Here is a 24,786-nt window from a genome sequence, read left to right as displayed (position 1 = left end):
CCCGCCCGGTGGTCAACCCCCTTTGAAAGGAACCCTCATGGACACCAACGCAACGCCCTACCCCGACCAGGAGATCTGGTTTCTCACCGGCAGCCAGGGCCTGTACGGCGACGACATCCTCCAGCAGGTCGCCGACCAGTCCCGGAGCATCGCCGAGATCCTCGGCGACCCCGGGAAGATCCCGGTCAAGATCGTGTGGAAGCCGGTGCTCACCGACGCCGACGCGATCCGCCGGCTGTGCCAGGAGGCGAGCTCCTCCGACACCTGTGTGGGCGTGATCGTGTGGATGCACACGTTCTCCCCGGCCAAGATGTGGATCGCCGGACTCAGCGCCCTGGACCGGCCGTTGCTGCACCTGCACACCCAGTACAACCTGTCGCTGCCCTGGCCCAGCATCGACATGGACTTCATGAACCTCAACCAGGCCGCCCACGGCGACCGGGAGTTCGGGCACATCGAGTCCCGGCTCGGCATCGACCGCAAGATAGTCGCCGGGCACGCCACCGACCCCCGGGTCGTCAAGCGCGTCGCGGCCTGGGCACGCGCGGCCGTCGGCAGACACGCCTCCCGCACCCTGCGCCTGGCCCGCTTCGGCGACAACATGCGCGACGTCGCCGTGACCGAGGGCGACAAGGTCGAGGCCCAACTCCGGTTTGGGTACTCGGTGAACACGTACGCGGTCAACGACCTGGTCGCCGTCGTGGACCAGGTCGAGGACAAGGAGGCCGCCCAACTCGCCGCCGAGTACGTCGAGTTGTACGACGTCGTCCCGGCCCTGCGCCCGGGCGGCATCCGCCACGACTCCCTCGTCTACGCGGCCCGCCAGGAGATCGGCCTGCGCGCCTTCCTCACCCAGGGCGGCTTCACCGCGTTCACCACCAACTTCGAAGACCTGGGCGGGCTGCGCCAGTTGCCGGGTCTCGCCGTCCAGCGCCTGATGGCCGACGGCTACGGCTTCGGCGGCGAGGGCGACTGGAAGACCTCGGCGCTGCTGCGCACGATGAAGGTCATGGGCACCGGCCGGCCCGGCGGCACCTCGTTCATGGAGGACTACACCTACCACCTCGGCCCGGGCACCCCGCGCATCCTCGGCGCCCACATGCTGGAGGTCTGCCCCTCCATCGCCGCCGACCGCCCCAGCTGCGAGATCCACCCGCTGTCCATCGGCGGCCGTGAGGACCCCGTCCGCCTCGTCTTCAACGCGGCCCCCGGCCCCGCCGTCGTCGTCGGCCTCTCCGACCTCGGCGACCGCTTCCGGCTGACCGCCAACACGGTCGACGTCGTCACCCCGAGCGAACCCCTCCACCGCCTGCCCGTCGCCCGGGCCGTGTGGAAGCCGCGCCCCTCGCTCGCGGAGTCCGCGGAGAGCTGGCTGCTCGCCGGCGCCCCGCACCACACCGTGCTCAGCTCGGCCGTCGACACCGAGACCCTCACCGACTACGCCTCGATGACGGGCGTGGAGCTGCTGACCATCGACGAGACCACCAGCACCGGGCAGTTCACCAAGGAGATCCGCTGGAACGCCGCCTACCACCGGCTCGCCCAGGCCCTGTGACCCCTGTGATCCCGATCGATCCGCAAGGAGAGCACCGATGACCGCGCGAGTCCGTGACGGCCTGCGGCAAGAGGTACTGGACGCCAACCTGACCATCCCCCAGGTCGGTCTGGCGACGCTGACCTGGGGCAATGTGAGCGGCGTCGACCGCGAGGCCGGCGTGTTCGTCATCAAGCCCTCGGGCGTCCCCTACGAGGATCTCGCCCTCGACCACCTGGTCACCGTCCGCCTGTCCGACGGCAAGGTCGTCGACGGCGACCTGCGCCCCTCCACCGACACCGAGACCCACCGCTGCCTCTACCTCGCTTTCCCCTCCATCGGCGGCGTCACCCACACCCACTCCACCCACGCCGTCGCCTTCGCCCAGGCCCGCCGTGACATACCGGTCCTGGGCACCACCCACGCCGACACCTTCAACGGGCCCGTCCCCTGCACCCCGGACCTCACCGCCGAGCAGTGCGCCAAGGACTACGAGTACAACACCGGCAAGGTCATCGTCGACCTGCTGGAGAGCGACGACCGGCGGGCGACCGAGGTCCCGGCCGCGCTCGTCGCCAACCACGGCCCCTTCACCTGGGGCGCCACCGCCCGCAAGTCCCTGGAACACGCCATCATCTGCGAGGCCGTCGCCGACATGGCCATCAACACCCTGGCCCTGTCCCCGACGGGGCCGCCGCCCCCGCACCTGCTGGCCCGCCACTACACCCGCAAACACGGCCCGGACGCCTACTACGGCAACCCGACTCCCGCCCTGTGACCGGCACCGCGATCACCCGGACCAAGTCGTCGGCTACGGTGCGACGGTCGGCCCATCCGGGTGGTCGCGGCGTTGTGCGACCATCTCGCGGCTGAGGGCCTCGGTCTCCGACTCCGGAAGCCGTTCGAAACCGTCCTCGGTGATGACCGACACGATGGGGAAGATACGGCGGTTGAGGTCCGGGCCGCCGGTGGCCGAGTCGTCGTCCGCCGCGTCGTACAGGGCCTGAAGTGCGGCCAGGGCCGCGTCGCGCCGGGACATGCCCTTGTGGAACAGCTTCTTGAGGGCGCTCCTGGCGTACGGGGAGCCGGAGCCCTCGGCGTGGAAGTCCGACTTCTCGTAGGTGCCGCCGACGACGTCGAAGGTGAAGATACGGCCCTGGGCGCCTTCGGGGGCCGCGGGGTCGTAGCCGACGAGCAGCGGTACGACGGCGAGGCCCTGCATGGCCTGGTCGAGGTTCTGCCGGATCAGGCCGGCGAGGCGGGTGGCCTTCGCGTTGAGGGTCATCGGGATGCCCTCGATCTTCTCGAAGTGCGTCAGCTCGACCTGGTACAGCTTCACCATGTCCACGGCGAGTCCGACCGTGCCGGCGAAGGCGACCGCCGTGTAGTCGTCCGCGGGGTGCACCTTCTCCAGGTCGCGCTGCGCGATGACGTTGCCCATCGTGGCCCTGCGGTCGCCGGCGATCAGCACGCCGTCGCGGTAGGAGAGGGCCAACACCGTGGTGCCGTGCGGGAATTGGTCGGCGCCGGCACGGACACCCTCCGGGAAGGGACGGCGGGTGGGCAGCAGCGCGGGCCGGTGTGCCGCCAGGAACTCAGTGAAGGACGAGCTCCCGGGAGTGAAGAACTCGTCCGCCAGCCGGCCACCGGTCTCTTGCTCCGCCATGCCACTCCACTCCCCTTGGTCCGCGTACCGATGTCGGACTCCTACCTGAACCACCCGCGCGGGAAACACAGTTGAGGTCAGAGCGCCTTGCGCCGCACCAGTACCCCGAGGACCAACAGGCCGGGGATCAGCGGCAGCCACATCGTGAGCAGCCGGTAGCCGAGGACGACGGAGGCGGCGGCCGACGCCGTGGTCCCCGACGCGGTGAGCGCGAAGACCAGGGCCGCGTCGAGGGAACCGATGCCGCCCGGCGTGGGCAGCAGGGCGGCGGCGCTGCTGGCGGCGAGGTACAGCAGCGCCACCCGGGCCGGGGACAGGGGCAGTTCGACGGCCTGGGTGACACAGATCAGCACGAGGGACTGCAGGGCGGCGAAGGCGAGCGAGCCTCCCCAGAGAGCAACTGCCCGGTGCGGCAAGGTGTGTACGGCCCGGATGTCGGTCAGCACCGTGCCGAGGCCCCGCCGACACCGGGGCCACAGCGGGCAGTTGAGCAGCACGGCGACCAGCACGGCGACCGCGAGTACGACACCCACCGCGCCCAGGGAGACACGCGGCACGCGCAGCACACCCGGGCAGACGGCGGCGAGGACGCCGATCAGCACGATCCGGACGACCACACCGGCGGTGGCCTTGACGGCGAGAGCGCTGGCCGAGCGGCCGACCGGCAGCCCGCAGCGCATCAGGAAACGCAGGTTGACGGCGCCGCCGCCGAGCCCGGCGGGCAGCACATGGTTGGCGGCGGACGCGGCGAGCTGCGCGGCCACCAACCGCCCACCGGGCAGCCGTTGGGCCACCGCGCCCTGCTGGGCGAGCGCCGAGGACACCCATGTACCGAGCGCGGCCGTCCCCGCCACCATCAACCACCCCTGGTCGGCGACGGCGAGCCGCCCGGCCCCGCTCGCGAGCACGGGCCAGTGCCGCCGCACCAGACAGACCACTGCGACCAGGACGGCGACGGTCAGCGCGGTCTGCCAGTAGGCACGTCGGCGGCGAGTGGTGGTGGCCGTCTTCGGGGTGAGGGCGGGCGGTGCCGTCATGCGCCGCCGCCCCTCTCCGCCCTCGGGGCCACCCGCAGCTCCAGCGCGCCGTAGCGGTGGGCGGGCCAGTCGTGGGCGTAGGCGGGTGGGCGGGTGCCGGTCGGGGTGAGGTCGGCGACGGGCATGCGGTGGGCCGTGCGGTCGAGGGTCGTGCGGGTGGTGTTGGCGTTGTGGCCGCCGGTCGCGGCGGAGGCGCAGCCCGTGTAGAAGGCGATCGGGATGGCGTCCTGGCCGGTGAGCAGGCAGGGCTTGCTGACGCCGAGGCGGTGGAGTTCGGCGGCGGTGCGGGACCAGTCGCGGTGCTGGGTGTCCGTACGGCTCACCGTCCGTTCCAGGACGGCGAGTTGGACCGCCAGATGTCCGGCGAGGCCGATCGCGAGCAGGGTCACCGCGGGCCGCCGCCATGCTCCGGTCGGTCTGGTGACCAGGTGGATCAGTCCGTCGGCGACGGGGATCGCGACCAGCGCGTAGGCGGGCAGCAGGAAGCGCGGGGCCGCGTATCCGATCATGAACAGGTAGGGGAAGGCGGCCGTGGCGGCGCAGGCGAGCGGGACGAGGGTGGCCGGCGTGCGCCGCGCGCGGACCGCGACGACCAGTCCGACGACGGCGAGCACGGGGAGCACCAGCCACCACACGTCGACCGCCGGGTTGGGCATCTTTCCCGTGCACGGGCGGCACAGGGCGCGTCCGCCCAGGCTGCGCAACTGGTCGACGACCGCGATGTGCCAGCCCAGTCCGCCCTCGATGCCCGAGGCCTCGTGCAGCCGCTGGGCCAGGCCGCCATAACTGACGTACGCCTCGATCACCCACTCCGTGGCGCCGGACGCGAGCCCGGCGAGGAGGACGGTGAGCAGGCGCCACCGGCGGACGGCCACGACGAAAACGAGCAGCGGCAGGGTCGCCCAGACCGCGTCCGTCGGCCGCATCCACGCCATCAGGGACGCGCTCGCCGCCAGGCCCCACAGCGCGGCCCGGTCCGAGCGGTCGGCCCGGGCGCGCAGGCAGCAGCCCGCCGCGGCGAGGGCGCCCACGGCGACCCAGTAGTTGGGCATGGCCTGCGGGCCGTAGAGGAGGGTCACCCAGAGGGAGGCGAACAGGGCGCCCGCCAGGGCGAGGACGCGGGCGGGGAACAGGCCGCGCCAGGTGCGGAGGGCGAGGAAGAGGGCGGTGCCCGCGAGGACGGCGAGGTAGACGCGGAGCAGGGTGGTGGACGAGGACCAGGAGGTGACGGGCGCGACCAGGAGGGAGATGCCGCGGGCCCGGGGTGCGCTGAAGTAGGCGGCGGGGGCGTGCGCGCTGAGCTGGCTGACGTACACGGTCTCGTCCCAGCCGAGGCCCAACCCGGGCCGTACGAAGACCAGTTGGGCCAGGACGAACGCGACCGCCACCACCGCGAGCGGGTATTCCGAGCGGCGGGACGCGGTCGGTGTTCCGAGCCGTCGCGTCCCGGCGAGTGTGGCGTACGCGCTGCCGGACATTGCCCACCCCTCCCCCTACAGTTTGTAGGGTTTCCAGCACCCTACAGCCTGTAGTTCTAAAGACGGGGGCCAGTGAAAACATGGACAAACTACCGCGCGGCGGGCGGGACCGCGGCCTGTAATTCAGCCAAGCGACTGACGGCCCTACACGCTGTAAGGTGACCGCCATGGCTGGCAGAGACCCGCAGGTCCGGGCGGAACGGCGCAACGCCGGTGAGCTGGAGAGCGAGGTCCTCGCCACGTTGTGGGCGACCGACCGCCCCCTGACACCGGCCGAGATCCAGGCCGAGATCGACGGCCCGCTCGCCTACAACACCGTGCACACGATCCTCAAGCGGCTCTACGACAAGGGGCTCGTCCTGCGGGACGCGGCCGGGCGGCGCGGCGCCTACCGGCCGGCGAAGAACGCGGCCGAGCTGACCGCCGAGGCGATGCACGAGGCGCTGGGCCGCGGCCCGGACCCGATCGCCGCGTTGCAGCAGTTCGTGAGCGGTCTGCGTCCCGAGGAGGAGAGGGCCCTGCGCGACCTGCTGGCCGGGGGCGCGGGATGAGGTCCGACGTCTGCACCCCCGTTGCCGTGGTCGCCCTCGCCGTGCTCGCCGGGTCCGTTCAGGGGGCCGTGAGCGCCGACCGCCGTACGCGGCGCGCGCCGCACCGGCTGCGCGAAGGGCGACCTGTTCCGGATGCCGGCGGGAGTGCTCGACCGGACGGGCGGTCCCGCTAGCCGGTTCGACAGCGAAGTCGGCCTGAACGGAAGGCGGTTGTCGGTGTGGCCGGTGTGGCCGGTGTGGTCGCCGTAGCCGTCAGCGGCCGCGGGGCTTGCCGCGCTTGGTTCCCTTGGCGCCGCCGGACGAACCGCGAGGGTTCTTGCCGGTCCGGCCCGTCGTCTTTCCGGTGGCGGGCTTGCGGCGGGCGGGGGTCTCGGTGCGCTTGGCCTTGGCCTTCGTCTGCGGCTCGGCGGGCGCCTGGGTACGGCCCCGCGTGCTGTTGACCGTACGGCCGCGCACGATGCCGATGAAGTCCTCGACCAGGTCGGTGGTCGCGTCCTCGGGCCAGGAGAGGGCGACGTCCGACCGGGGGGCGTCGACGACGGTCCGGTAGGTGAGGTCCTTGCGGTGGTGCAGCCGGGCCAGGGACTGGGGAACGTAGAGGATGCCGATGCCCGAGGCCACGTGCTCGACGGCGTCCTCGGTGGTGGCGGGACGCTCGAACGCGGGCTCCCCGGGCGGCTGTTCCCAGTCGAGGACGTCGTCGAGGGGGTGGAGGACCACCTCGCCGGCGAGTTCGTCGAGGGACACCTCTTCGGCCACCGTCACGACGTGGTCCTTGGGGGCCACGACCACGGTCGCCTCGGTGTAGAGGGGGATCGCGCTGAGGACCGTACGGTCGACCGGCAGCCGGACGAGTCCGGCGTCGGCCTCGCCGCGCCGCAACACGTCGGATGCCTCGGCGGCCGGGACCGGCAGGAGGACGAGAGGGACGTCGGGCCGGCGCTCTTTCCAGATCCGCACCCACTTGGCGGGCGTCACCCCGGGGACGTACGCGAGCCGGAACGGGGGGGATGCTTCCGAGCCTGTCACCCCGCAAGGTTACCCGCCGTGGTCGGAGGCCTCTTACACGGTCGATACTCTTGACGGTATGAGTTCGCACCAGACCACCCAGACGATGAAGCCCGCCACGGCGGCGAAGAAGCTGGGTGTGTACCTAGAGGCCACCCCCGCCGAGTTCCAGGAGGGTGACGTCTCCCGCGCCGAGCTGAACGAGTTGCAGGCCGAGCCGCCCCAGTGGCTGCGCGAGCTGCGCGCCAACGGCCCGCACCCGCGCCCGGTCGTCGCGGCCAAGCTCGGCGTGTCCATCGCCGGTCTCGCCCGCGGCGGAGTCACCGAGCCCCTCACCACCGAACAGATCGAGGCGCTGAAGAAGGACGGCCCCGAGTGGCTGGAGAAGGAGCGCGCCATCCAGGCCGAGGTCCGCAAGGAAGCGGAGCGGATCAAGAACAAGAAGAACGACGAGCGCGACTGACGGCTGCGGGGCGGAAGCGCTCAGGACGGAGACCCGGTCGGTGACGGACGGCCCTGGCAAGCCCCCGGCGATGTACCGCAAGGTCGCGGCCGACCTCGGCCGCGAGATCGGCGAGGGCCGCTACGGCTCCGGCGGACGGCTGCCCGCCGAGGGCGAGCTCGCCGAGCGGTACGGCGTCTCCCGGGGCACCGTCCGCCAGGCCATGGCCCTGCTGCGCACCGAGGGGCTGATCGCCTCGCGGCGCGGCACCCGCCGGGTCGTGATCGGCACACCCCGGCCGCAGAGCTTCGGCGAACTGCTCAGCTTCACCCGCTGGGCGCGCTCGACGGGCGAGGAGCCCGGCGGCCGGATCGTCACCGTCGACACCCGCCCCGCCGACCCGACCGAGCGGGAACACCTGCGGCTGCCCGCCGGGGCCGAGGTCTACGAGGTACGGCGGCTGCGCACGCTCTCGGGGCGTCCGGTGATGGTCGAGCGCACCGTATACCCGTCCGCCGTGGGCGAGTTGATCGCCGAGCTGCCGTCCGACACCGTGTCGCACACGGTGGCCCTGGAGGAGTCGGGCGTGCTGATCGCGGACGCCCAGCACACCATCGACCTGTGCCGGGCCGACGAGGAGGACGCCCGGCTGCTCGGCTGCCGGCCCGGCGACCCGCTGTTGCGCGAGCGCAGGTGCAGTACCGATCCGGCCGGCACACCGGTCGAGTGGTCCGAGGACCGGTACCTTCCCGAGACCGTCGCCTTCACCGTCCACAGCTCGGCGGCGTCCGGCTCGCTGGCCCGCCGCCCGGCCGACGACGCCTGACCTCAGGCGCTCCGCAGCAGGGCCGTGAGCAGCGGGCGGAAGTGCGCGAAGTCCGGGGTCGGCGCCTCGGGATCCTTGCCCTCGTCGTCCCAGCGGCGCACCGCGACCCCGTCCGCCGCGTAGGGATTCGCCTCGTACGCGGCGACCTCGGCCGGGGACATCGGACCACCCTGCACCTCCAGCGTGTACACCGACGCCTCGGAGAGCCGGCCGAAATAGCCCGGCTCGACCGCGCACAGATACCGCTTGGCCGCCACGTGCAGCCGGACCGGTTCGGTGACCTCGGGACCGAACCACCCGGCCAGCCGGTCCGCCCCGGTGTGGCTGTGCCGGTTGTCGGTGCCCTCCATCAACTCCGCACCGCTGACCGGTCCGTGGAAGTGCCCGAGGTCGTGCAGCAGCGCGGCGGCGACGAGTGCGTCGGGGGCACCCGACTCCTCGGCCCGGGCCGCCGCCTGCAACATGTGCTGCGCCATCGTGACCTCCTCCCCCAGGTAGGCACTCGCCCCCTCCTCCGCGAAGAGTTCGGCCAGCTCGTCCACGAACTCCCTTGCGGCTACGGCCCGTTCGCGGCGCAGTAGCGCCAACGTGCCGGCCAGTGCGTCGAGGTCGGCGTAGGCGCCCTGGAGGTGACGGGCACCGCTCTCCTCGAAAGCGGTGCGTGCGTGCAGCAGCCGGACGTTGTCGAAGATCAGGCAGTCGCCGGGCAACAGCCGGAACTCCAGCTGGAGTTCGGGGCGCAGGGTGATCTCGGCGAAGGCGCGGTAGGCCCGGTAGAAGGACTCCAGTTCGGCGGCGGGCAGCAACAGGGTGCCGATGGAACGGTTGTTGAAGCGCACCTCGCGGATCTGCCCACGCCCGTCCACGTCGATCAGCGGCCGGTCGGCGGCCAGCACGGTGTGCGCGTCACTGAACCGGAACGGCACGGGGGTGCGGGTCAGTACGGCGAACGCCTCCGGGTCCTCGGCGCGCAGCAGCGCGGCGGCCTGGAAGCCGTCCACCAGTCCGGAGTCACCGCCGACCGCAGCGTTGGACAGGCAGTGCAGGAGCTGGAGGGTGGGCACCGGGTCGCGGTACGGGTTGTCGGTGTGCGGGGTGATCCGGGCGCCGGTGAAGGCGAGGTTGTTCGGGTCCGGTTCGACCCGTACGTCGAAGAGCCGCCCGTAGTTGGTCTCGCGGACGAAGCCGAAGGTCTCCGCCACCGCCAGCACCTGGCCCTCGCGGCACGGCACCTCACGCAGCAGGGCGAAGCCGAGCCCGAGGACGGACTCCAGCACCCGCGCCTTGACCACCGGGTCGGCCAGGTAGTCCGCCCAACTCGCCTCGGGGAGACGGCCGTTCAGGTCGGCGGCGGTCCACAGGGTCTTGCCGTTCTCACCACGCCGGTCCTCGGAAGCACTCCCGGCTCCGGGTCGCTCGGCTGCCAGCCACCGCTCGGAGTACACGGACCGGTGCCCGTCGGGTGCCCAGTCGATCTCGACGCCGTCGGTGGTCTGCCGTACGGCCTCCAACGCGAGGTCGGTGGGCACTTCGGTGATCTGGAACAGCTTCTGACCGTTGCGCGGGTCGCGGCACCGGGGGCAGGGGCAGTTGTCCCGCAGCCAGGCCAGCGGCAGATCCGCTACGGACGGCGACATCTTCATCACTCTCACACCAAGTTGTATAGCCAACTTTTCGGACAGGGCGAACGTCTCAGCGCCGGATGAGCACCAGGTGACGTACCGACTACCGGCGCATGAACGGAATCGACGTCAGCGCGGCAGCCGCAGGCCCGCGATCAGGACCTCGACCAGGCGGAGCGCGTCGTAGCGCTCGTCGCCCTCCACGCCGGCGCACAAGTTGCCGACGCCGCGCATGAGTTCGTAGGCGGTGAGGTCGGACCGGACCTCGCCGGCCGCCACCGCCGCGTCGAACAGTTCGGCGCACACGGGCAGCAGGCGGTCGAGGAAGTAGGAGTGCAGCGCCTCGAAGCCGGCGCTGTCGGACCGCAGCACCGCGGCGAGCCCGTGCTTGGTGACCAGGAAGTCGACGAAGAGATTGATCCACTCCCGCAGCGCCGCATACGGACTGACACCGCCCGCCAGCAGCGCGGGTCCGGCTTCGGCGCAGGCCTCTACCTGGTGGCGATAGACGGCGATGACGAGATCGGCGCGGGTCGGGAAGTGGCGGTAGATCGTGCCCAGTCCGACACCGGCCTCGCGGGCGATGTCGCGCACCGGTGCGTCCACGCCGGACGTGACGAAGACCTTGGCCGCCGCGTCGAGCAGGGTCTCCTTGTTCCGCCGGGCGTCCGCCCGCTTGGACGGGGCCGCGCCGCGCACGTCCGCCTCGTTGTCGCTCACCGCGCAGTTCCTCCACCACTGGACCTTGTTAAACGGAACAGGGTTCCGTATTGTTTTCGGAACAGCGTTCCGCTTGCTCATGATGTCAGAGCGGGAGCCGGACGACCAAGCCGTGCCCGCCACCACGCGTTGCCGAACAACGGAAGGCGCCATGCCCCGCACACCCCGGACCAGCTTCGGAATCATGACCACCCCCATGCAGGTCGGCTACCCCGACCTCCTCCGCGTCTGGCGCGAGGCGGACACGGTCCCGGAGATCGAGCACGCCTGGCTGTTCGACCATCTCATGCCGATCGGCGGCGACCCGGACGGCCCGGCCTTCGAGGGCTGGACACTGCTCTCCGCCCTCGCCGCGCAGACCCGCTGGCTACGGCTCGGTGTGATGGTGACCAGCAACCGCTTCCGGCCGCCCGCGATGCTGGCCAAGATCGCCACGACCGTCGACATCGTCTCCGGCGGGCGCCTCGACTTCGGCATCGGTGTCGGCTCCCGCCCGGACCATCCCCTCGCCCGTCGCGAGTACGAGGCACACGGCCTCCCCTTCCACGACTCCGCGCACGCGCTGGCGAGCCTCGCCGAGGCCTGCACGGTGATCCGGCGGTTGTGGACCGAGGACGAGCCCTTCGACTTCCACGGCACCCACCACCACCTCACCGGAGCGTTCGGCAGCCCCAAGCCCGTCCAGCGCCCCCACCCCCCGATCCTCATCGGCGGACGCTCGGCCGCGACACTCCGCGTGGTCGCCGAGCACGCCGACCTGTGGAACATCCCCGGCGGCGACATCGAGGACGCCGTCGGCCGTAGCGCGCTCCTCGACCGCTACTGCGCCGAGATCGGCCGCGACCCCGCCTCCATCACGCGCTCGATCCACCTCTCCGTGTCCTACGACAAGCCCGAGGCGACCCGGGACGCGATCCGCGAGGCGCTCGACGCGGGCTTCCACCACATCGTGCTCGGACTGTCGGCGCCCTACCCCGCCGAGGTCGCGCACTGGGTCGCCGACGAGCTGATCGACAAGACGGCCTGAGAGTCGGTCCAGGTCAGTCGTGCGGGAAGGAGTGGTGCTCGTGCGCGACCATCCAACGGCCCCGTTCCTTCCGCAGTCCGAGGGTGAGCCGCAGTCGCAGGGTGGGGGACGCGGCGAACTCCTCGCGAGTACCGCACCGGAGCAGGGCATGGGCGTAGGCGACGTCCGTGCCGGCCGTGATGTCGAGCGAGTCGATGTCGAAGAAGGCGCCCTGGGCCTGCCACTCGAAGAACGGCGGCCAGCTCGCCAGGTAGGCGGCGAGGCCGTGGATGCCCGCGTGCGGGGGCGGGACGTCGTACATGACGAGGTCCTCGGTGTGGTCCGCCATGACACCGGCGAGGTCGCCGCGGTGGACGGCCTCGGCCCAGCCGGTGATGAGGGCGCGGATCTGTGTGACGTCGTCGTGCATGGACGGCTCCTGTTCCTGTCCCCCACTCCATGGTCTCTCCGCTGACTCGACTCCCCGATCTTCGGCGCGTCATCGCCCCGGCCACGCGTCCGAGACGGATGGCACACTCTCCGTGTGCCGCTGACTTTCGACGACCTCCTCACCCGTGCCACCGCTCTCACCGCCCCCGGCCGACGCGCCGTCCTCGGTATCACCGGCAGCCCGGGCGCGGGCAAGACGACCCTCGCCGAGCACCTGGTGCGCGCGCTGAACGGCAGCGGGGAGCCCTGGGTCGCGCACGTCCCCATGGACGGCTTCCATCTCGCCGACGTCGAGCTGGACCGGCTCGGCCGTCGCGACCGCAAGGGCGCGCCCGACACCTTCGACGCGGCCGGTTACGCGGCGCTGCTGCGGAGGGTGCGCGAGGAGACCGACGAGGTGGTGTACGCACCGGGCTTCGAGCGGGTGCTGGAGCAGCCGATCGCCGACGCGATCCCCGTACCGCCCACGGCCCGGCTGGTGGTGACGGAGGGCAACTACCTGCTGCTGGAGGCGGGTTCATGGGCGCGGGTACGACCGTGCCTGGACGAGGTGTGGTTCTGCGAGGCCGACGAGGACGAGCGCGTCCGCCGACTGGTCGCCCGGCACGAGGAGTTCGGCAAGGACCACGAGACCGCCGTGGCCTGGGTCTCGGGCACGGACCAGCGCAACGCCGACCTGGTCGCCACGACGCGTGGCCGGGCGGATCTGGTGATCCCCCCGGCCACGCTGCCTTCGCCGTACGGCGCGCCCCGCGTCTGAGGGCTCACGCGTGGAGCGTCAGCTCCGGTTCTCCGTGGGCGTCGCCCGCCGCGTCCCCGATCACCGCCGTGAACGCCTCGGTGCGGACGGTGAGTTCACCGTTCTCGCCGCTCTCGAACTCGGCGGTGAAGGGTCCGGTGCCGGGGCCGTAGCGGACGGCGAACACCTGCAGGTGCTCCGGCGCGCCCGGTGCCGGGTCGGCCTCCAGTGCCGTGGAGGTGACCAGGTGGCTCCAGCCCTCGTCCGGGTTTCCGTAGCCGCGCGGGTCGGCGGCGAGGGCGAACGCCGCCTCCTGCTGGCTGAGTTCGGAGCGGGCGTCGAAGTGGTCGGCACCCTCGCCGGTCGGGTGGGTGAGACGCAGGGTGCCCGCGGAGCTGACGTCGCCCTCCGCCGTCCTGCGCACCCGGTCTCCGTCGTCCGCCGCGTAGGGCAGCCCGGCGAGCAAGTACGGTGCTCCGTCGAGGCGTTCGACGGCCACCGTCGTCCACAGGCTGATGCCGTCCGTGACGTACAGGGACTGGATGTGCCGCAGGACGTGGTCGCGGCCGACGACCGGCTTGGTGACCAGCTTGGCCGTGAGTCCCTCGGCACGGACGTCACGCACCCGCACCTCGCCCATCGGGCGGCACAGCAGGAAGCCGTCGAGCACCGGGCCGAAGCCGTGCTGGCGGTTGACGGCCGCGGGCAGGTAGTACGTGCCGTCGGCCTCGACCACCGACGGGGTCATCCTGCTGTCGAAGGCCACCGACACACTGCCGGCGCGGAGTTGATGGCGGGTCGCCTCCGTGGACGGGGTGCGGTGCCAGGGCGTGCTGTCCTGGATCTGCCAGACCAGCATCCACGCGAAGTGGCCGTCGACTCCCCCGTCCGGCTTGACCGCGTGCCGGGCCCAGCGGCTGTCGCCCCGGTAGCGGCCGATGTCCGAGCCGATCCGGGCGCCGAAGTAGCGCAGGCCGAGGACCGATTCGAAGGCGGAGTGCTGCTCGCTGTAGCGCGGACCGCCGTTGTCGAAGCCGCCGTTGGTGAGGCGGGCGTCGATGTAGCGGGCCAGTGCCTCGCCGTCCTCGGCGAAGACGTCCTCGCCGCTGACGATATGGGCCTGCGCGAGGAAGGAGAGGGAGATCGGGCCGTAGTTGTTGTCGTACGCGCCGCCGTGCTCGGGCGGGAGGAGGGCGCCGCGGTCGCTCACGCGGTGGGCGCGGATCTCGTCCGCGTACACGGTGAGCGCGCGTTCGCGCACCGACTCCCCTTCCGCCGACGGGAGATGGCCGGCCAGCATCAGGCCGCCGACCACACAGCCGATCGCCTGGTTGCCGGCCTCCTGCGGGTTGAAGAAGGTCGCCTCGGTGAGCCAGCGCCAGTAGCCGAGCGCCAACTCGACCAGCGCGGCGCGCTGTTCGTCGTCGACGAGTCCGTCCGTCGCGTCGAGGATGTTGACCGCCTGGAGCAGCGCCCACGCCGTGCTCGGCCAGTCGCCGATGGGGTGGGCGCCCGCCTCCAGGACGTAACGGGCGTACGGGAGGCCGGAGTTGCGGACCCTCAGGTTCGGGTAGCCGGGGTTGTCCTCGGTGTAGACGCGCTCGCCGAGATGGAAGGCGAGGCTGCGCCGGACCAGCTCCGGCAGGCGCGGGTCCTTGCCGCGCTGCCAGGCGAAGGCCAGCAGGGACGTGATGCCGAGCGAGGTGTCCCCGATGTCGTCGTAGCAGTCGGGGTGTTCGAGGTTGCCCTCCGGTGTGATGCGCCGCAGAGCCTGCTCGACGACGTCGGCGAGGACCGCGTCGTAGGCCTCCGGGGTGTCGGGGAGGTCGTGCAGCGGGCCGCGCTGGTGGAGGAGGTGCACGGGTGGATCAGTCCTTCATGCCGGAGGTGGCCGTGGCGTGGGTCGTCGGGGTCAGAGGTCGGGTGCGGGGCGGCCGGCGCGCAGGGTGACGGTCAGTGTCCGGGGGCCGTTTCCGCCGAGGTAGACGCGGTTCCCGGTCGTCGCGTCGGTGCCGCCCACCACCGTGTGGTCCTGGCCCGGGTCGTACCGTAGTACGTCGCCCTGGTCCGGTCCGGCGAGTGGTCCGCCCGCCTCGACGTGCGCCTCGACGCGGATCTCGTCGTCGCCGACCCGGTAGGCCATCGGCCCGGTCGTCAGGCACCAGCGTCCGTCGCCGATCGGGGTGGCGCCCTCTACAACTCCCCCTGGCCGGAAGGTCAGTTCGAGGGACCAGGGCACCTGCGGTCCGCTGATGTCGATCCGCAGGTCGGCGCCGTCGTCCCGCAGGTCGACCTCGACTCGGGTCGTGTGGGAGACCTCGTCCTGCGGGCGGTCGGGGAAGGCCATGGCGGCGGAGAAGCGGCCCTCGTCCACCAGAAGGTAGGCGCCGTCGTCGCGCCTCCGGTCCTTCGGGAGCGGCTGGTAGTAGGCGGTCGTGAGGGTTTGGGTGAGCCGGTACCGGTTGTCGGCGAGCTGTTCCATGTCGGCGGCGCGGAACGGGCCCAGGTCGAAGAACACCCGCGAGAGGCGGACCGCGTCGAGGACGGCGGCACCGGCGAACAGGCGCAGGAAGGTGGGGTTGCAGGCGAGGCCCGAGCGGATGCGCCGGTGCTCGGGCACGTCGGAGCCGCCGTACACCACGGTGTGCGCGGTGGCCGAGACGTGTGCGGCGAGGCGTGCGGTGGGGAGGTACCGGTCGCGCGGGAGCTTCTCCGCGTCCGGGGCCGGCAGGGCGCGGCACAGATCCGGGGTGAGGAGGGTCTGGGCGAGCAGGTCGGGGTCGTCGATGCCGTCGGCGGCCGCCAGGCGGGCCGCGCGGGCGAAGTCGCCCCGGCCGGTGCGGATCGCGAGCAGCCGGTAGTGCGGCAGGTAGGGCCACAGCGGGAACGAGAGCTTCTGGTCCTGGCGGCGCGAGTGGACGGTCTCCACCATGCCGTCCGGTCTGATCAGGTCCAGGGTCGTGGCGAGGTTGCGTTCGACGATGTCCAGCAGGTCGGTACGCCCGAGCACCTCGGCCAGCAACAGCAGCGACGGGTTGGTCACGAGGGACGCGTAGACGGCGCTGCGTTCCGAGTACAGGCCCTCCGTGTCGATGTCGACACCCTCGGCGAGCCACTCCTCGGCGCGGTCGAGCAGCCGGTCGTCGGGGAACGACCGGTGCAGCCGGGCGAGCGCCGCGCTCAGCTCCCAGCGGTGGTTCGGGGTGTGCACGCCACCGGTAAGGAGACTGGCGGTGGCGGCGCCGGCGATCTCGGCGAGCACGGCCGTCACCTCGCCCAGTCCCGGTCCCGCGTCGGCGGCGAGCACGTACGCGTCGCACACGTCGTTGACGGTGAACGCGGAGTCCGGCGGTGACTGCACGTTGTCGCCGCCCGCGAAGAGGCCGGAGGCCGTCTGCACGGCCCGCAGCGCGCGCAGGTGGGTCGTCGCGGCGGCGACCGCCTGTCCGCTGCCGTGCAGTGCCGAGTCCGCGGAACGGTATGCCGCCACCAGGGTCTTCACCCGGCGAGCCAGAGCGCGGTGCGGCACACCGGTGGGTTCCGCGTCGGGGTCGGCCGCCAGCGGGGCGGCCGACCGGTCGGCGGCACGGGCCGCCGCGCGCACGAACGCGTCGTCGAGCGGGGTGGGCACGGTCAGTCCTTCAGTCCGGCGTTGATGTCGGCGCTCATGACGTAGCGCTGGAAGACCAGGAAGATGAGGATCAGCGGGATCATGGAGATGACCGAACCGCCGAGCAGCACCGACCAGTTGATGTTCTGGGCGCCGACGAGGCTCTGGATGCCGATCTGCACGGTGAACTTGTTGGGGTCGTTCAGCATCAGCAGCGGCCAGATGTAGTCGTTCCAGCGCCACTGGAAGGACAGGATCGCGAGGGTCAGCATGATGGGCCGGGAGATCGGCACCATGATCCGCAGGAAGATCGACAGTTCACGCGCGCCGTCGATGCGGGCGGCCTCGACGAGTTCGTCGGGGACCGTCAGGAAGAACTGGCGGAACATGAAGCAGCCGGTCGCGGTGAGCACGGCCGGGAGGATGATGCCGGCGAACGAGTTGTAGAGGCCGAGGTCGCGGACCACCAGGAACTCGGGGGCGAGCATGACCTCGGACGGCAGCATCGTGGTGGCCAGGATGCAGAGGAAGAAGAACTTCAGCCAGCGGTTGTTGTACTTCGCCAGCGCGTAGCCGGTGCAACAGCTGACGCCCACCGTGAGGATCGTCGTGATCACACACACGAGGGCCGTGTTGATGAAGTACTGGGAGAAGTTGGCGCTGTCCCACGCCGCCTTGTAGCCCGACACGGTGGGGTTGTGCGGAAGCACCGTCAGCGGAAGGGAGAAGAGGTCTCCCGCCGGCTTGAAGGAGCTGAGGACGAACCACAGCACCGGCAGCCCGTAGAGGGCGGCCAGGATCCACAGCAGTGTCGTCGCGGGGACCGCGCGCCGAAGCCCGCCGTCGCGCCCGTTGCGTCGCTGCCGCTTGGAAAGGGTCCGGCCGGAGTCGGCGTCGACCGGACGCGGCGTGTCTGTGGTTGTCATCGGTTCTCCACCCGCCGGTTGACGATCAGCTGGATGATCGCGACGGCCATCAGGATGAGCATGAGCACGAAGGACGCGGCGCTCGCGTAGCCGATCTGGCCCCGGTTGAAGCCGGTCTCGTAGATGTACTGGACGAGCAGGTTGTTCGAGGTTCCCGGTCCGCCGTTGTTGAGGGACACGAACAGCGGGTATTCCTTCATCGCGTTGATCGTGTTGAGCAGGATCACGATGAACGAGGTGGGCGCGATGCTCGGCAGCGTGATGCTGATGAACTGGCGCCAGGGGCCGGCGCCGTCGAGCGAGGCCGCCTCGTAGTACGACACCGGCACGTTCTTGATCGCCGCGATGAACAGCAGCATCGAGAAGGCCGTTCCCCACCAGGCACCGGCCATCACCACGACGCCCAGCGACAGGTCCGCGTTCGACTGCCACGCGATCGCGTGTCCGCCGAACTTCTCGATGACGTAGTTGATCAGTCCGAAGTTCTCACCGAACAGCCACCGCCACAGCACACCGACGACGATCGGCGAGATGAGCCACGGGATGAAGAAGACGACGCGGGCGAACGAGGCACCCTTGGCCTGCCTGCTCACCACGAGGTTGGCGATGAGCAGCGACAGCACGAAGTTCAGCGGGACGACGAGCACGGTGTAGAGCAGCGTCCGGAACAGCGCGTCGTAGAAGGTCGAGTCGCCGAACAGGTTCTGGTAGTTGTCCAGTCCGATGAACTGGAACGCCCCCACACCGGTGTAGTCGGTGAAGGAGTAGACGAGCCCGATCACCGCCGGCCACACGAAGAACAGCGAGAACAGCACGACGTTGGCCGCGATGAGGACGAGCGGCGCGAGGGTGTACGTGCTGCGTCGTCGTCGCCTGGGCGGGCTCACGGACACGTCCGCGGCGCTTTTTGTCATCTTCCTGACTTCCGTGCTGGTGGAATGGATTGCTGTGGGCTCGGACCGTGAACCCGGCAGGTCGTGGGCGGCCAGGGCCGGGCGGCGGTGTGCGATCCGCCGCCCGGGGCCTTGGGCCTACGATCCGCTGCCGACCGCCGTGTTGTAGCCGTCCACGATGTTGTCCAGGGCCTTGTCGACCGACTGCTGACCGTTGATCGCCTTGCCGAGCTCCGTCTTGGTCGGGTCGGTGGTGAGGCTCTTGCCCTTCAGCACCCAGGCCGTCTGCGCGCCGTTGAAGTAGCCCGAGATCGGGGCGTAGAGCGGGATCTCCTCGTTGTAGAGCTTGAACGCCGCCTGCGCCGCCGCCGACTTGAAGGGGTACTTCGGGCTCAGGCCGCTCTCGACCGGGAGGAAGCCGGAGGTCTCCACCAGCTCGGTGTAGTTCTTGGGCTCGTACACCCAGGACATGAACTTCTTCCCGGCGGTGGCCGCGGCGCTGTTGTTGTTGAAGCCGACCATCATGCCGCCGCTGTTGACGTCACTGGCCTGCACCGGCTGGGCCGGGGTCGGGACGCTCGCCCACTCGAACTTCTTGATGCTGTCCGCGAAGGCGGGCACCTGCCAGACACCGGACCAGTAGGCGACGACGTCACCGCTCTGGAACATGGCCGACGGGTCGGCGCCGCTGGTCCACACCGACTTCGGCATGACCTTGTCGTCGTTGAGACCGACGAAGTACTTCACGGCCTTCTTGGTCGCCGCGTCCACCGAGAACTTGCCGGAGGAGTCGGCGTGGACGTACTTGCCGCCCATCTCGTACACCATGGCGCGCAGGCGCGACGGCGACTGGTCGAAGGTCAGGGAGTACTTGGCGCCGGTCTTCTCGCGGACCTTGTTGGCCGCGGCGATGAACTCGGTCCAGGTCCAGGTGTCCGTGGGCGTGGCCGGGACGGCGACGCCGGCCTTCTCGAACAGCGACTTGTTGATGAACAGGCCGGACGCGGTAACGTCCGAGGGGATGGCCAGCACCTTGCCGGACGAGTCCTTGGCGAGGAAGTTGGCGTTGATCTTGTTGGCCTTGTTGTTCGTGATGGAGCTGAGGTCGATCAGCTTGCTCGACCAGATCGGGTCCAGCGCCGGGACGTCCGCGACGTCGGGCAGCGAGTTGGCCTGCGCGGCGTTGTGCAGCTTCGTCGGGTACCCGTCGTAGGGGATGTTGACGAGCTTGACGCTGACGCCGGTCTCCTTCTTGTACTGCGCCACCAGCTTCTTCCAGCCCGCGTCCTGGCCCGGAACGGTGGAGATCCAGAACGTCAGGGACTTGGAGGTGCCACCCGAGCCGGACCCTCCCCCGCAGGCCGACAGCAGGAGGGCTCCTGCGGAGGCCGCGGCGGCGAGAGGAACCAGGCGGCGGATGCCGTGGCGGCCGAGTCGGCGGGAGCGCCGCATACTCACACTGGTCATCTTCGATCCCTTTTCTTCGTAGCGGAAGAAGCACGGCGCCAGCCGAGGCGGCACGGGTGCATTGTGCAGAGAGTTTCGCTTTCCGGGGGCGCGGCCTCGCCCGGCCTCGCCATTCTGAACGGGTGACATCCCCGGCCTTCTCGGCCGCTGCCGCACAAGCTCACCCTGATGCGGTCGCTGTACGTCTCGTACAGGCGGGAGGCTCACCCCAAGTCGATGTCCCGACCGACTTAGAAAGCGCTTGTCCGGACATTGGCAGACCGAGTCCGAGGCCGTCAATCCTTCGCCCCCGCACCATCGGTCACGGTTTGGACTCCTCTGGCGACCGCGAGCCGGGCGGCACCCACCACGGTGCCGAGATCGCCGACCGTGCTGCTCACCACCTCGGTGGGCCAGCTCAGCCTGCCCAGCTCGGCCCGGACACCGGGCAGGAGCTGCGGGTCCGTGCCCGTGCTGCCGCCCAGGACGATCAGTCCCGGGTCCAGTACGGCGGCCACGGCGGCGGCGAGTCTGCCCACGTCGGCGGCATGGCGGTCGACCAGGGCCGTCGCCGTGCCCTGCCCCTGTGCGGCGAGGGCGAACAGTTGGTCGGCGGTAGTGGGGCACGGCCCGTCGGATTCCTGCCAAGCGGCTGCCGCCCGCCGCAGCAGCGAGCGCGCGCCCACGTACTCCTCCAGGGCCTCACGGCGCGGTTCCACGGCGTCGTCCCAGGGGTAGGGCAGCCGGGCCAGCTCACCGGCCGCGCCGTTCGCGCCGCGCAGCACCTGGCCGCCGACGACGATGCCGAGACCGATACCGACGCCGATCCGGAGATAGCCGAAGGAGAGCCGGCCCCGGGCGGCGCCCTCGTGCAGTTCGGCGAGCGCGGCGCAGTTGACGTTGTTCTCCAGGTGGACCGGCACACCGGGCGGCAGGGCGACCGTCATGGCGTCGAACACCGGGCCCGCCTTGGCGGTCGCGGGACGCATCCCGGCGCCCGCCCGGTCCCGCGCGGCGACATCACCGACGGCGACGACGACGGTGCGCAGCGGAGTGGCGGCGGGCAGCGCGTCGAGCGCCTCGCGCACCGCGGCGGCGGCGTCCTCCCGGGGGCCGGTGGCCTCGGCCAGCAGCGTGCCGTCGAGGGCGCAGCCACGCACCCGCGTGAGCGCGGGGCCCAGGTCGACGGCGAGTACGGCACCGGCGGCCGGGCCGAGACGGTATACGGCCGCGTTGCGGCCCGTGCCGCCGGAGGCGGTGCCGGAGTGCGCGGCGAGCCGGACGTTCTCCAGTTCCACGACCGCGGAGGACACCGTCGGCTTGGACAGGCCCGCGAGGGTCGCGAGCTGCGGCCGGGTCGCGCTGCCGGCCCTGGCCAGCACCTCGAACACCGCGCTCGCGCTCTCGGTCAGCCGAGACGCCTGCGCCACGACGTGTTCCACACTTCCCCCAGTTCACAGGCCGCGCTCCCGGAGGGTGTCCATGGGCTGCGGCGATGGGATGTCCTGACGTCACGCGGGCCCGGACGGTACTTCCCGTTGCCCGATACGTGATGCCTCTTGACGCACTGTACTTCGTTAGTTAACTTCCTAACGAACGTCACGGTACTCGCCTGCCGTGGTCCGTCAGAAGCCCGTCCCGGGGCTTCCCGAGTGCTTCAACTGCCTGTCCCCCGGACACGGTTCGCCCACCGTCGCAGCACCGCGCAACGACGAAAGAGGTTCCGTGCAGGACTTCACGCCCCTCGTGGTCGGCATCGACGTGGGTGGCACCAAGACGCATCTCCGCGCCTGCGCGGGCCCGGATGTCGTCGCCGACCACGTCCGTGCGAGCAGCGGCTGGCGGCCGCACGACCCCGCGACCGCCGCCGACTGGCTGACCGCGCTGGTCCATGACGCCCTGCCCGCACACGCGCGACCGTCCGCGGTCGCCGTGGGCGGGCACGCCTGTGAGACACCCCGCCAGTGCGCCGACATCCGGGCCGCGCTGGAAGACCGTCTGGGTGTGCCCGCACTCGTCGTGGGGGACGCCGAACTGCTCGTCCCCGCCGCCGGATTGGACAAGGGGGTCGGCCTGGTGGCCGGAACCGGTTCCGTCGCGGTGGGCCTGCTCGGCGACGGCACCCGGCTCCAAGTGGGCGGCTGGGGCGCCGTGCTCGGCGACGAGGGCGGCGCCGCCGGTCTCGTCCGCGAGGCGGCCCGCGCCGCCTGGGCCGCGCACGACCGGGGCGAGGCCCCGGACCAGCTCGCCCTGGGACTCGTCGAGGCCTTCGCCGTGGCCGAAGTGCCCGCACTCGGCGCCGCGTTGGAAAGCGCTTGTGACGTCTCCGCCGAATGGGGCCGCCACGCCCGTGTCGTCTTCACCGCGGCCGACGCGGGCTCGCTCCTCGCGCGCGAGGTGATAACCGAGGCCGGCCGCTCCCTTGCCGCACTCGTCGTACGGCTCGCCGAACGCGGCGTCCCCGTCGACGACGTGGTGGTCTCCGGCGGCACCGTCCTCGCCCAGCCCCGCCTGTACGAAGCCCTCACTCGCGCGCTCGCCGAGCGGGTGCCCGGGGCGCGTCCGCAGCCCATCCGGGTGCCGCCCGTCGAGGGCGCGGTGGCGCTGGCCCGATCGATCCTGTGAACCGCACGGCCCCCGTTCACCCGGGGGTCACGCGCCGGATGCCGAACCCCCTCCGAAGAGACACGGCCCGGCGCAAATCTTCGCACGTACGCACCAGTTGACGTATGCGCTTTCTCGCGTCGTACGGTGCACCCCGAACCACAGCCGATCGCACGACCCCTCCCTGGTCCCAGGACCTGGCCGGCCGCAATGGCCGTAGAACTCAAGAGAGGCACACCCATGCCGTCACCCGCCGGGCACCGCACTGACGCCGGTCGACTCGCCGTGAACAGACGTGGTTTCCTCAAGACCTCGCTCGGCGCCTCCGCCGGAGTGGTCGCCGCCCCCACGCTGGTCAGCTGGCTGGCCGCCGCGGACGCCAAGGCCACCACGGCTCCGCTCGCGTTCGTCGACGACTACAAGACGAACGTCATCGCGAACCTGACACCCGAGACCAACGCCGTGGTCCGGATCCTCGGCGGCATGGCCCAGATATGGAAGACGGGCGCCGCCTGGAACACCGGCACCCCGCTGCGCCCCGAGATCCTGCGCGCCAACGTGCGGTACTGCGTCGACCTCACCACCCACCGCACCGAGGCACAGGCCAAGGAGGCGTTCCTCTACGACCGGCAGCACCAGAGCTACGCGATGATCGCGGGCCTCGGTCCGCTGGCCGACCTGTACAAGTCCGGTGCCCTGGCGGTCACTTCGATCACCAGCGCCCCCGACGGCACCCCGGCCACCACGATCAACGACGCCGTCCCGGCCGACGCGCCCGCCGGTTCCGCGCTCGGCGCCGGCTCGCACGACTCCGCGCTCGGCAAGGTCGCCGAACTGGTCGACACCGTGCGCGGCAACTACGCGTCGGGCAACCCCGGCAAGTACGCCTACCAGTACCCGCGGCCGTGGCGCATGAACGAGAAGAGCGAGGTCGTCGACACCGGCAAGGTCGACGCGCTCGGCTACCCGGTCTACGACTCCAAGGTGGTCGTCGCCCCTCAACTCCTGCGCCAGCGCAGCACGTCACCCACCGACGACGCCGGTTTCCCCAGCGGTCACACCAACGCGTTCCACCTGGCGGGCCTCGCCTACGCGTACGCCGTACCGGAGCGCTTCCAGGAACTGGTCACCCGTACCTTCCAGTTGAGCCACACCCGGATCATGGCGGGCATGCACTCCCCCGTCGACGTCATGGGCGGCCGCATCATGGCCACCGCGCTGGCCGCCGCCACGCTCGCCGACCCGGCCAACGCCACGCTCAAGGCGGCGGCGCGCGCCCAGGCCCTCGCCTACTTCGAGGCGCAGACCGGCACGACGGCGGACACCCTGTACGCCTACGCCCACTCGGCGACCACCGCGACCGACCCGTACGCGGACCGCGGTGCCAACTCCCGTGTCGTGGAGCCCAAGTTCACCTACGTCCTCACCCGCGGCGGCCGTGACAAGGCGCTGACCGTGCCGAAGGGCGCGGAGGTGCTGCTGGAGACCCGGCTGCCGTACCTCGACGCGGCCCAGCGGCGGGAGGTGCTGCGCACCACCGCGCTGCCTTCCGGCTACCTCCTGCTGGACGGCTTCGAGCAGTGGGGCCGCCTCAACCTCTTCGCGGCGGCGGACGGTTACGGCTCCTTCGACTCCGATGTCGTCGTCGCCCTGGACGCGGCGGCCGGGGGCTTCGGCGCGACCGACGCCTGGCGCAACGACATCGACGGCTGCGGCGGCCTGACCAAGCAGGGCACCGGGACGCTCACGCTGACCGGGCACAACGCGTACACCGGCGGGACCGTGCTCAAGTCCGGTGCGCTGGTGGCCGGTTCGGCGCACGCGCTGGGCCACGGTGACGTGAGCGTGCTCGGCGGCTCGCTGCGGGTCTCCGAGTCCGTGCAGATCCACGGCACGTACGCCCAGCAGTCCGCCACGCTGGAGGTCACGCTGCGCTCGGGCCACCAGCCCGCCGTCGAGGTCACCCGGCGCGCGGTGCTCGGCAAGGGCAGCGCGCTGTCCCTGCGGTTCGACGCCGAGCACCCGCCGGCCGCGGGCTCCACGGTGCGCGTCCTGGGTGCGTCCTCGCTGCGCGGCCAGTTCGACACCATCACGCTGAACTCGGACAAGCTGCGGGCCGTACCCGTGTATACGGCGGAAGGTCTGTCGGTACGACTCCTGAAGCGGTGACGCCCCTGGTGGCGGGAGCGATGCGAGAGTAGGGCCATGACCCGGCTCCGGCTCGCTCC

Annotated in this window: 22 protein-coding genes; 9 read left to right on the top strand and 13 right to left on the bottom strand. The window is 71.2% G+C overall.

Going from position 1 to position 24,786, the window contains the following annotated elements:
• Positions 1–37: 37 nt before the first annotated feature.
• Positions 38–1,555, top strand: coding sequence for an L-arabinose isomerase (araA, locus tag ACIRRY_RS05635; RefSeq protein WP_403968217.1), 1,518 nt, complete (start codon positions 38–40; stop codon positions 1,553–1,555).
• Positions 1,556–1,592: 37 nt separating this feature from the next.
• On the top strand, positions 1,593–2,312 hold the full coding sequence (gene araD / locus ACIRRY_RS05630; RefSeq protein WP_403968215.1) for an L-ribulose-5-phosphate 4-epimerase AraD: 720 nt from the start codon (positions 1,593–1,595) through the stop codon (positions 2,310–2,312).
• Positions 2,313–2,345: 33 nt separating this feature from the next.
• Here araD and prcB read toward each other — a convergent pair whose 3' ends face one another.
• The 3 genes from prcB to ACIRRY_RS05615 all read right to left on the bottom strand — a co-directional run bounded on the left by prcB (position 2,346) and on the right by ACIRRY_RS05615 (position 5,715).
• Positions 2,346–3,200: a proteasome subunit beta gene (prcB, locus tag ACIRRY_RS05625; RefSeq protein WP_403968213.1), complete on the bottom strand. Its 855-nt coding sequence runs from the start codon at positions 3,198–3,200 to the stop codon at positions 2,346–2,348.
• Between the two features lie 77 nt (positions 3,201–3,277).
• Positions 3,278–4,237 carry a YbhN family protein gene (locus ACIRRY_RS05620; protein ID WP_403968211.1) on the bottom strand — a complete coding sequence of 320 codons (960 nt, stop codon included), beginning with the start codon at positions 4,235–4,237 and terminating at the stop codon, positions 3,278–3,280.
• On the bottom strand, positions 4,234–5,715 hold the full coding sequence (locus tag ACIRRY_RS05615) for a hypothetical protein (protein ID WP_403968209.1): 1,482 nt from the start codon (positions 5,713–5,715) through the stop codon (positions 4,234–4,236). Before ACIRRY_RS05615 ends, ACIRRY_RS05620 begins: the two co-directional genes overlap by 4 nt.
• 167 nt (positions 5,716–5,882) lie before the next feature.
• Here ACIRRY_RS05615 and ACIRRY_RS05610 point away from each other — a divergent pair, with 167 nt between their 5' ends.
• A complete protein-coding gene (locus ACIRRY_RS05610; RefSeq protein WP_403968207.1) occupies positions 5,883–6,266 on the top strand; it encodes a BlaI/MecI/CopY family transcriptional regulator in 384 nt (127 codons plus the stop codon).
• Positions 6,267–6,518: 252 nt separating this feature from the next.
• Here the strand turns inward: ACIRRY_RS05610 and ACIRRY_RS05605 are convergent, their stop codons facing one another.
• The gene (locus ACIRRY_RS05605; RefSeq protein ID WP_403968205.1) at positions 6,519–7,295 is read right to left on the bottom strand and encodes a LysR family substrate-binding domain-containing protein; all 777 of its coding nucleotides are present in this window, start codon (positions 7,293–7,295) and stop codon (positions 6,519–6,521) included.
• Between the two features lie 58 nt (positions 7,296–7,353).
• Here ACIRRY_RS05605 and ACIRRY_RS05600 point away from each other — a divergent pair, with 58 nt between their 5' ends.
• On the top strand, positions 7,354–7,737 hold the full coding sequence (locus ACIRRY_RS05600) for a DUF5997 family protein (RefSeq protein WP_403968203.1): 384 nt from the start codon (positions 7,354–7,356) through the stop codon (positions 7,735–7,737).
• A gap of 40 nt (positions 7,738–7,777) precedes the next feature.
• Positions 7,778–8,542, top strand: coding sequence for a GntR family transcriptional regulator (locus tag ACIRRY_RS05595; RefSeq protein ID WP_403968201.1), 765 nt, complete (start codon positions 7,778–7,780; stop codon positions 8,540–8,542).
• A gap of 2 nt (positions 8,543–8,544) precedes the next feature.
• Here ACIRRY_RS05595 and ACIRRY_RS05590 read toward each other — a convergent pair whose 3' ends face one another.
• Both ACIRRY_RS05590 and ACIRRY_RS05585 read right to left on the bottom strand, forming a co-directional pair.
• Positions 8,545–10,179 carry a TauD/TfdA family dioxygenase gene (locus ACIRRY_RS05590; RefSeq protein ID WP_403968199.1) on the bottom strand — a complete coding sequence of 545 codons (1,635 nt, stop codon included), beginning with the start codon at positions 10,177–10,179 and terminating at the stop codon, positions 8,545–8,547.
• 114 nt (positions 10,180–10,293) lie between these two features.
• Complete coding sequence (locus ACIRRY_RS05585; RefSeq protein WP_403968197.1) at positions 10,294–10,884, bottom strand: TetR/AcrR family transcriptional regulator; 591 nt, start codon at positions 10,882–10,884, stop codon at positions 10,294–10,296.
• Between the two features lie 151 nt (positions 10,885–11,035).
• Here ACIRRY_RS05585 and ACIRRY_RS05580 point away from each other — a divergent pair, with 151 nt between their 5' ends.
• Positions 11,036–11,911 (top strand): LLM class flavin-dependent oxidoreductase, encoded by an 876-nt coding sequence (locus tag ACIRRY_RS05580; protein WP_403968195.1) that lies wholly within the window; start codon positions 11,036–11,038, stop codon positions 11,909–11,911.
• A gap of 13 nt (positions 11,912–11,924) precedes the next feature.
• Here the strand turns inward: ACIRRY_RS05580 and ACIRRY_RS05575 are convergent, their stop codons facing one another.
• Positions 11,925–12,320, bottom strand: a complete 396-nt coding sequence (locus tag ACIRRY_RS05575) for a YybH family protein (RefSeq protein ID WP_403968193.1) — start codon at positions 12,318–12,320, stop codon at positions 11,925–11,927.
• Between the two features lie 114 nt (positions 12,321–12,434).
• Between ACIRRY_RS05575 and ACIRRY_RS05570 the strand changes: the two genes are divergently transcribed.
• Positions 12,435–13,100 carry a nucleoside/nucleotide kinase family protein gene (locus ACIRRY_RS05570; RefSeq protein ID WP_403968191.1) on the top strand — a complete coding sequence of 222 codons (666 nt, stop codon included), beginning with the start codon at positions 12,435–12,437 and terminating at the stop codon, positions 13,098–13,100.
• Between the two features lie 4 nt (positions 13,101–13,104).
• On the opposite strand, the gene ACIRRY_RS05565 is transcribed toward ACIRRY_RS05570, so the two are convergent.
• The 6 genes from ACIRRY_RS05565 to ACIRRY_RS05540 form a co-directional block, all read right to left on the bottom strand.
• Entirely contained in the window at positions 13,105–14,940 is a 1,836-nt protein-coding gene (locus ACIRRY_RS05565) for a hypothetical protein (protein WP_403968189.1), read from the bottom strand.
• Between the two features lie 51 nt (positions 14,941–14,991).
• Positions 14,992–16,710: a hypothetical protein gene (locus ACIRRY_RS05560; protein WP_403968187.1), complete on the bottom strand. Its 1,719-nt coding sequence runs from the start codon at positions 16,708–16,710 to the stop codon at positions 14,992–14,994.
• Positions 16,711–16,712: 2 nt separating this feature from the next.
• Positions 16,713–17,615, bottom strand: coding sequence for a carbohydrate ABC transporter permease (locus tag ACIRRY_RS05555; RefSeq protein WP_403968185.1), 903 nt, complete (start codon positions 17,613–17,615; stop codon positions 16,713–16,715).
• A complete protein-coding gene (locus tag ACIRRY_RS05550; protein WP_403968183.1) occupies positions 17,612–18,529 on the bottom strand; it encodes a carbohydrate ABC transporter permease in 918 nt (305 codons plus the stop codon). The genes ACIRRY_RS05555 and ACIRRY_RS05550 overlap by 4 nt, the downstream gene beginning before the upstream one ends.
• Positions 18,530–18,646: 117 nt before the next feature.
• Positions 18,647–19,975 carry an ABC transporter substrate-binding protein gene (locus ACIRRY_RS05545; RefSeq protein ID WP_403968181.1) on the bottom strand — a complete coding sequence of 443 codons (1,329 nt, stop codon included), beginning with the start codon at positions 19,973–19,975 and terminating at the stop codon, positions 18,647–18,649.
• A gap of 275 nt (positions 19,976–20,250) precedes the next feature.
• On the bottom strand, positions 20,251–21,384 hold the full coding sequence (locus ACIRRY_RS05540; RefSeq protein WP_403968179.1) for an ROK family protein: 1,134 nt from the start codon (positions 21,382–21,384) through the stop codon (positions 20,251–20,253).
• Between the two features lie 295 nt (positions 21,385–21,679).
• Between ACIRRY_RS05540 and ACIRRY_RS05535 the strand changes: the two genes are divergently transcribed.
• Complete coding sequence (locus ACIRRY_RS05535; RefSeq protein ID WP_403968177.1) at positions 21,680–22,579, top strand: N-acetylglucosamine kinase; 900 nt, start codon at positions 21,680–21,682, stop codon at positions 22,577–22,579.
• Between the two features lie 219 nt (positions 22,580–22,798).
• Positions 22,799–24,727 (top strand): phosphatase PAP2 family protein, encoded by a 1,929-nt coding sequence (locus ACIRRY_RS05530; RefSeq protein ID WP_403968175.1) that lies wholly within the window; start codon positions 22,799–22,801, stop codon positions 24,725–24,727.
• Positions 24,728–24,786 lie beyond the last annotated feature (59 nt).

Origin of the sequence: Streptomyces sp. NPDC101776 (assembly GCF_044766845.1) — a bacterium.
Taxonomy (GTDB): Bacteria; Actinomycetota; Actinomycetes; order Streptomycetales; family Streptomycetaceae; genus Streptomyces.
The sequence above is the reverse complement of the archived record's forward strand: the minus strand, read 5'-3'. Positions and strand labels throughout refer to the sequence as shown.

Bases quoted from the DNA above. Each gene is read 5' to 3' on its own strand.
- araA (WP_403968217.1), top strand. From the start codon at position 38: ATGGACACCAACGCAACGCCCTACCCCGACCAGGAGATCTGGTTTCTC.
- ACIRRY_RS05580 (WP_403968195.1), top strand. From the start codon at position 11,036: ATGCCCCGCACACCCCGGACCAGCTTCGGAATCATGACCACCCCCATG.
- prcB (WP_403968213.1), bottom strand. From the start codon at position 3,200: ATGGCGGAGCAAGAGACCGGTGGCCGGCTGGCGGACGAGTTCTTCACT.
- ACIRRY_RS05600 (WP_403968203.1), top strand. From the start codon at position 7,354: ATGAGTTCGCACCAGACCACCCAGACGATGAAGCCCGCCACGGCGGCG.
- ACIRRY_RS05615 (WP_403968209.1), bottom strand. From the start codon at position 5,715: ATGTCCGGCAGCGCGTACGCCACACTCGCCGGGACGCGACGGCTCGGA.
- ACIRRY_RS05575 (WP_403968193.1), bottom strand. From the start codon at position 12,320: ATGCACGACGACGTCACACAGATCCGCGCCCTCATCACCGGCTGGGCC.
- ACIRRY_RS05545 (WP_403968181.1), bottom strand. From the start codon at position 19,975: ATGACCAGTGTGAGTATGCGGCGCTCCCGCCGACTCGGCCGCCACGGC.
- ACIRRY_RS05590 (WP_403968199.1), bottom strand. From the start codon at position 10,179: ATGTCGCCGTCCGTAGCGGATCTGCCGCTGGCCTGGCTGCGGGACAAC.
- ACIRRY_RS05555 (WP_403968185.1), bottom strand. From the start codon at position 17,615: ATGACAACCACAGACACGCCGCGTCCGGTCGACGCCGACTCCGGCCGG.
- araD (WP_403968215.1), top strand. From the start codon at position 1,593: ATGACCGCGCGAGTCCGTGACGGCCTGCGGCAAGAGGTACTGGACGCC.
- ACIRRY_RS05610 (WP_403968207.1), top strand. From the start codon at position 5,883: ATGGCTGGCAGAGACCCGCAGGTCCGGGCGGAACGGCGCAACGCCGGT.
- ACIRRY_RS05530 (WP_403968175.1), top strand. From the start codon at position 22,799: ATGCCGTCACCCGCCGGGCACCGCACTGACGCCGGTCGACTCGCCGTG.
- ACIRRY_RS05550 (WP_403968183.1), bottom strand. From the start codon at position 18,529: ATGACAAAAAGCGCCGCGGACGTGTCCGTGAGCCCGCCCAGGCGACGA.
- ACIRRY_RS05620 (WP_403968211.1), bottom strand. From the start codon at position 4,237: ATGACGGCACCGCCCGCCCTCACCCCGAAGACGGCCACCACCACTCGC.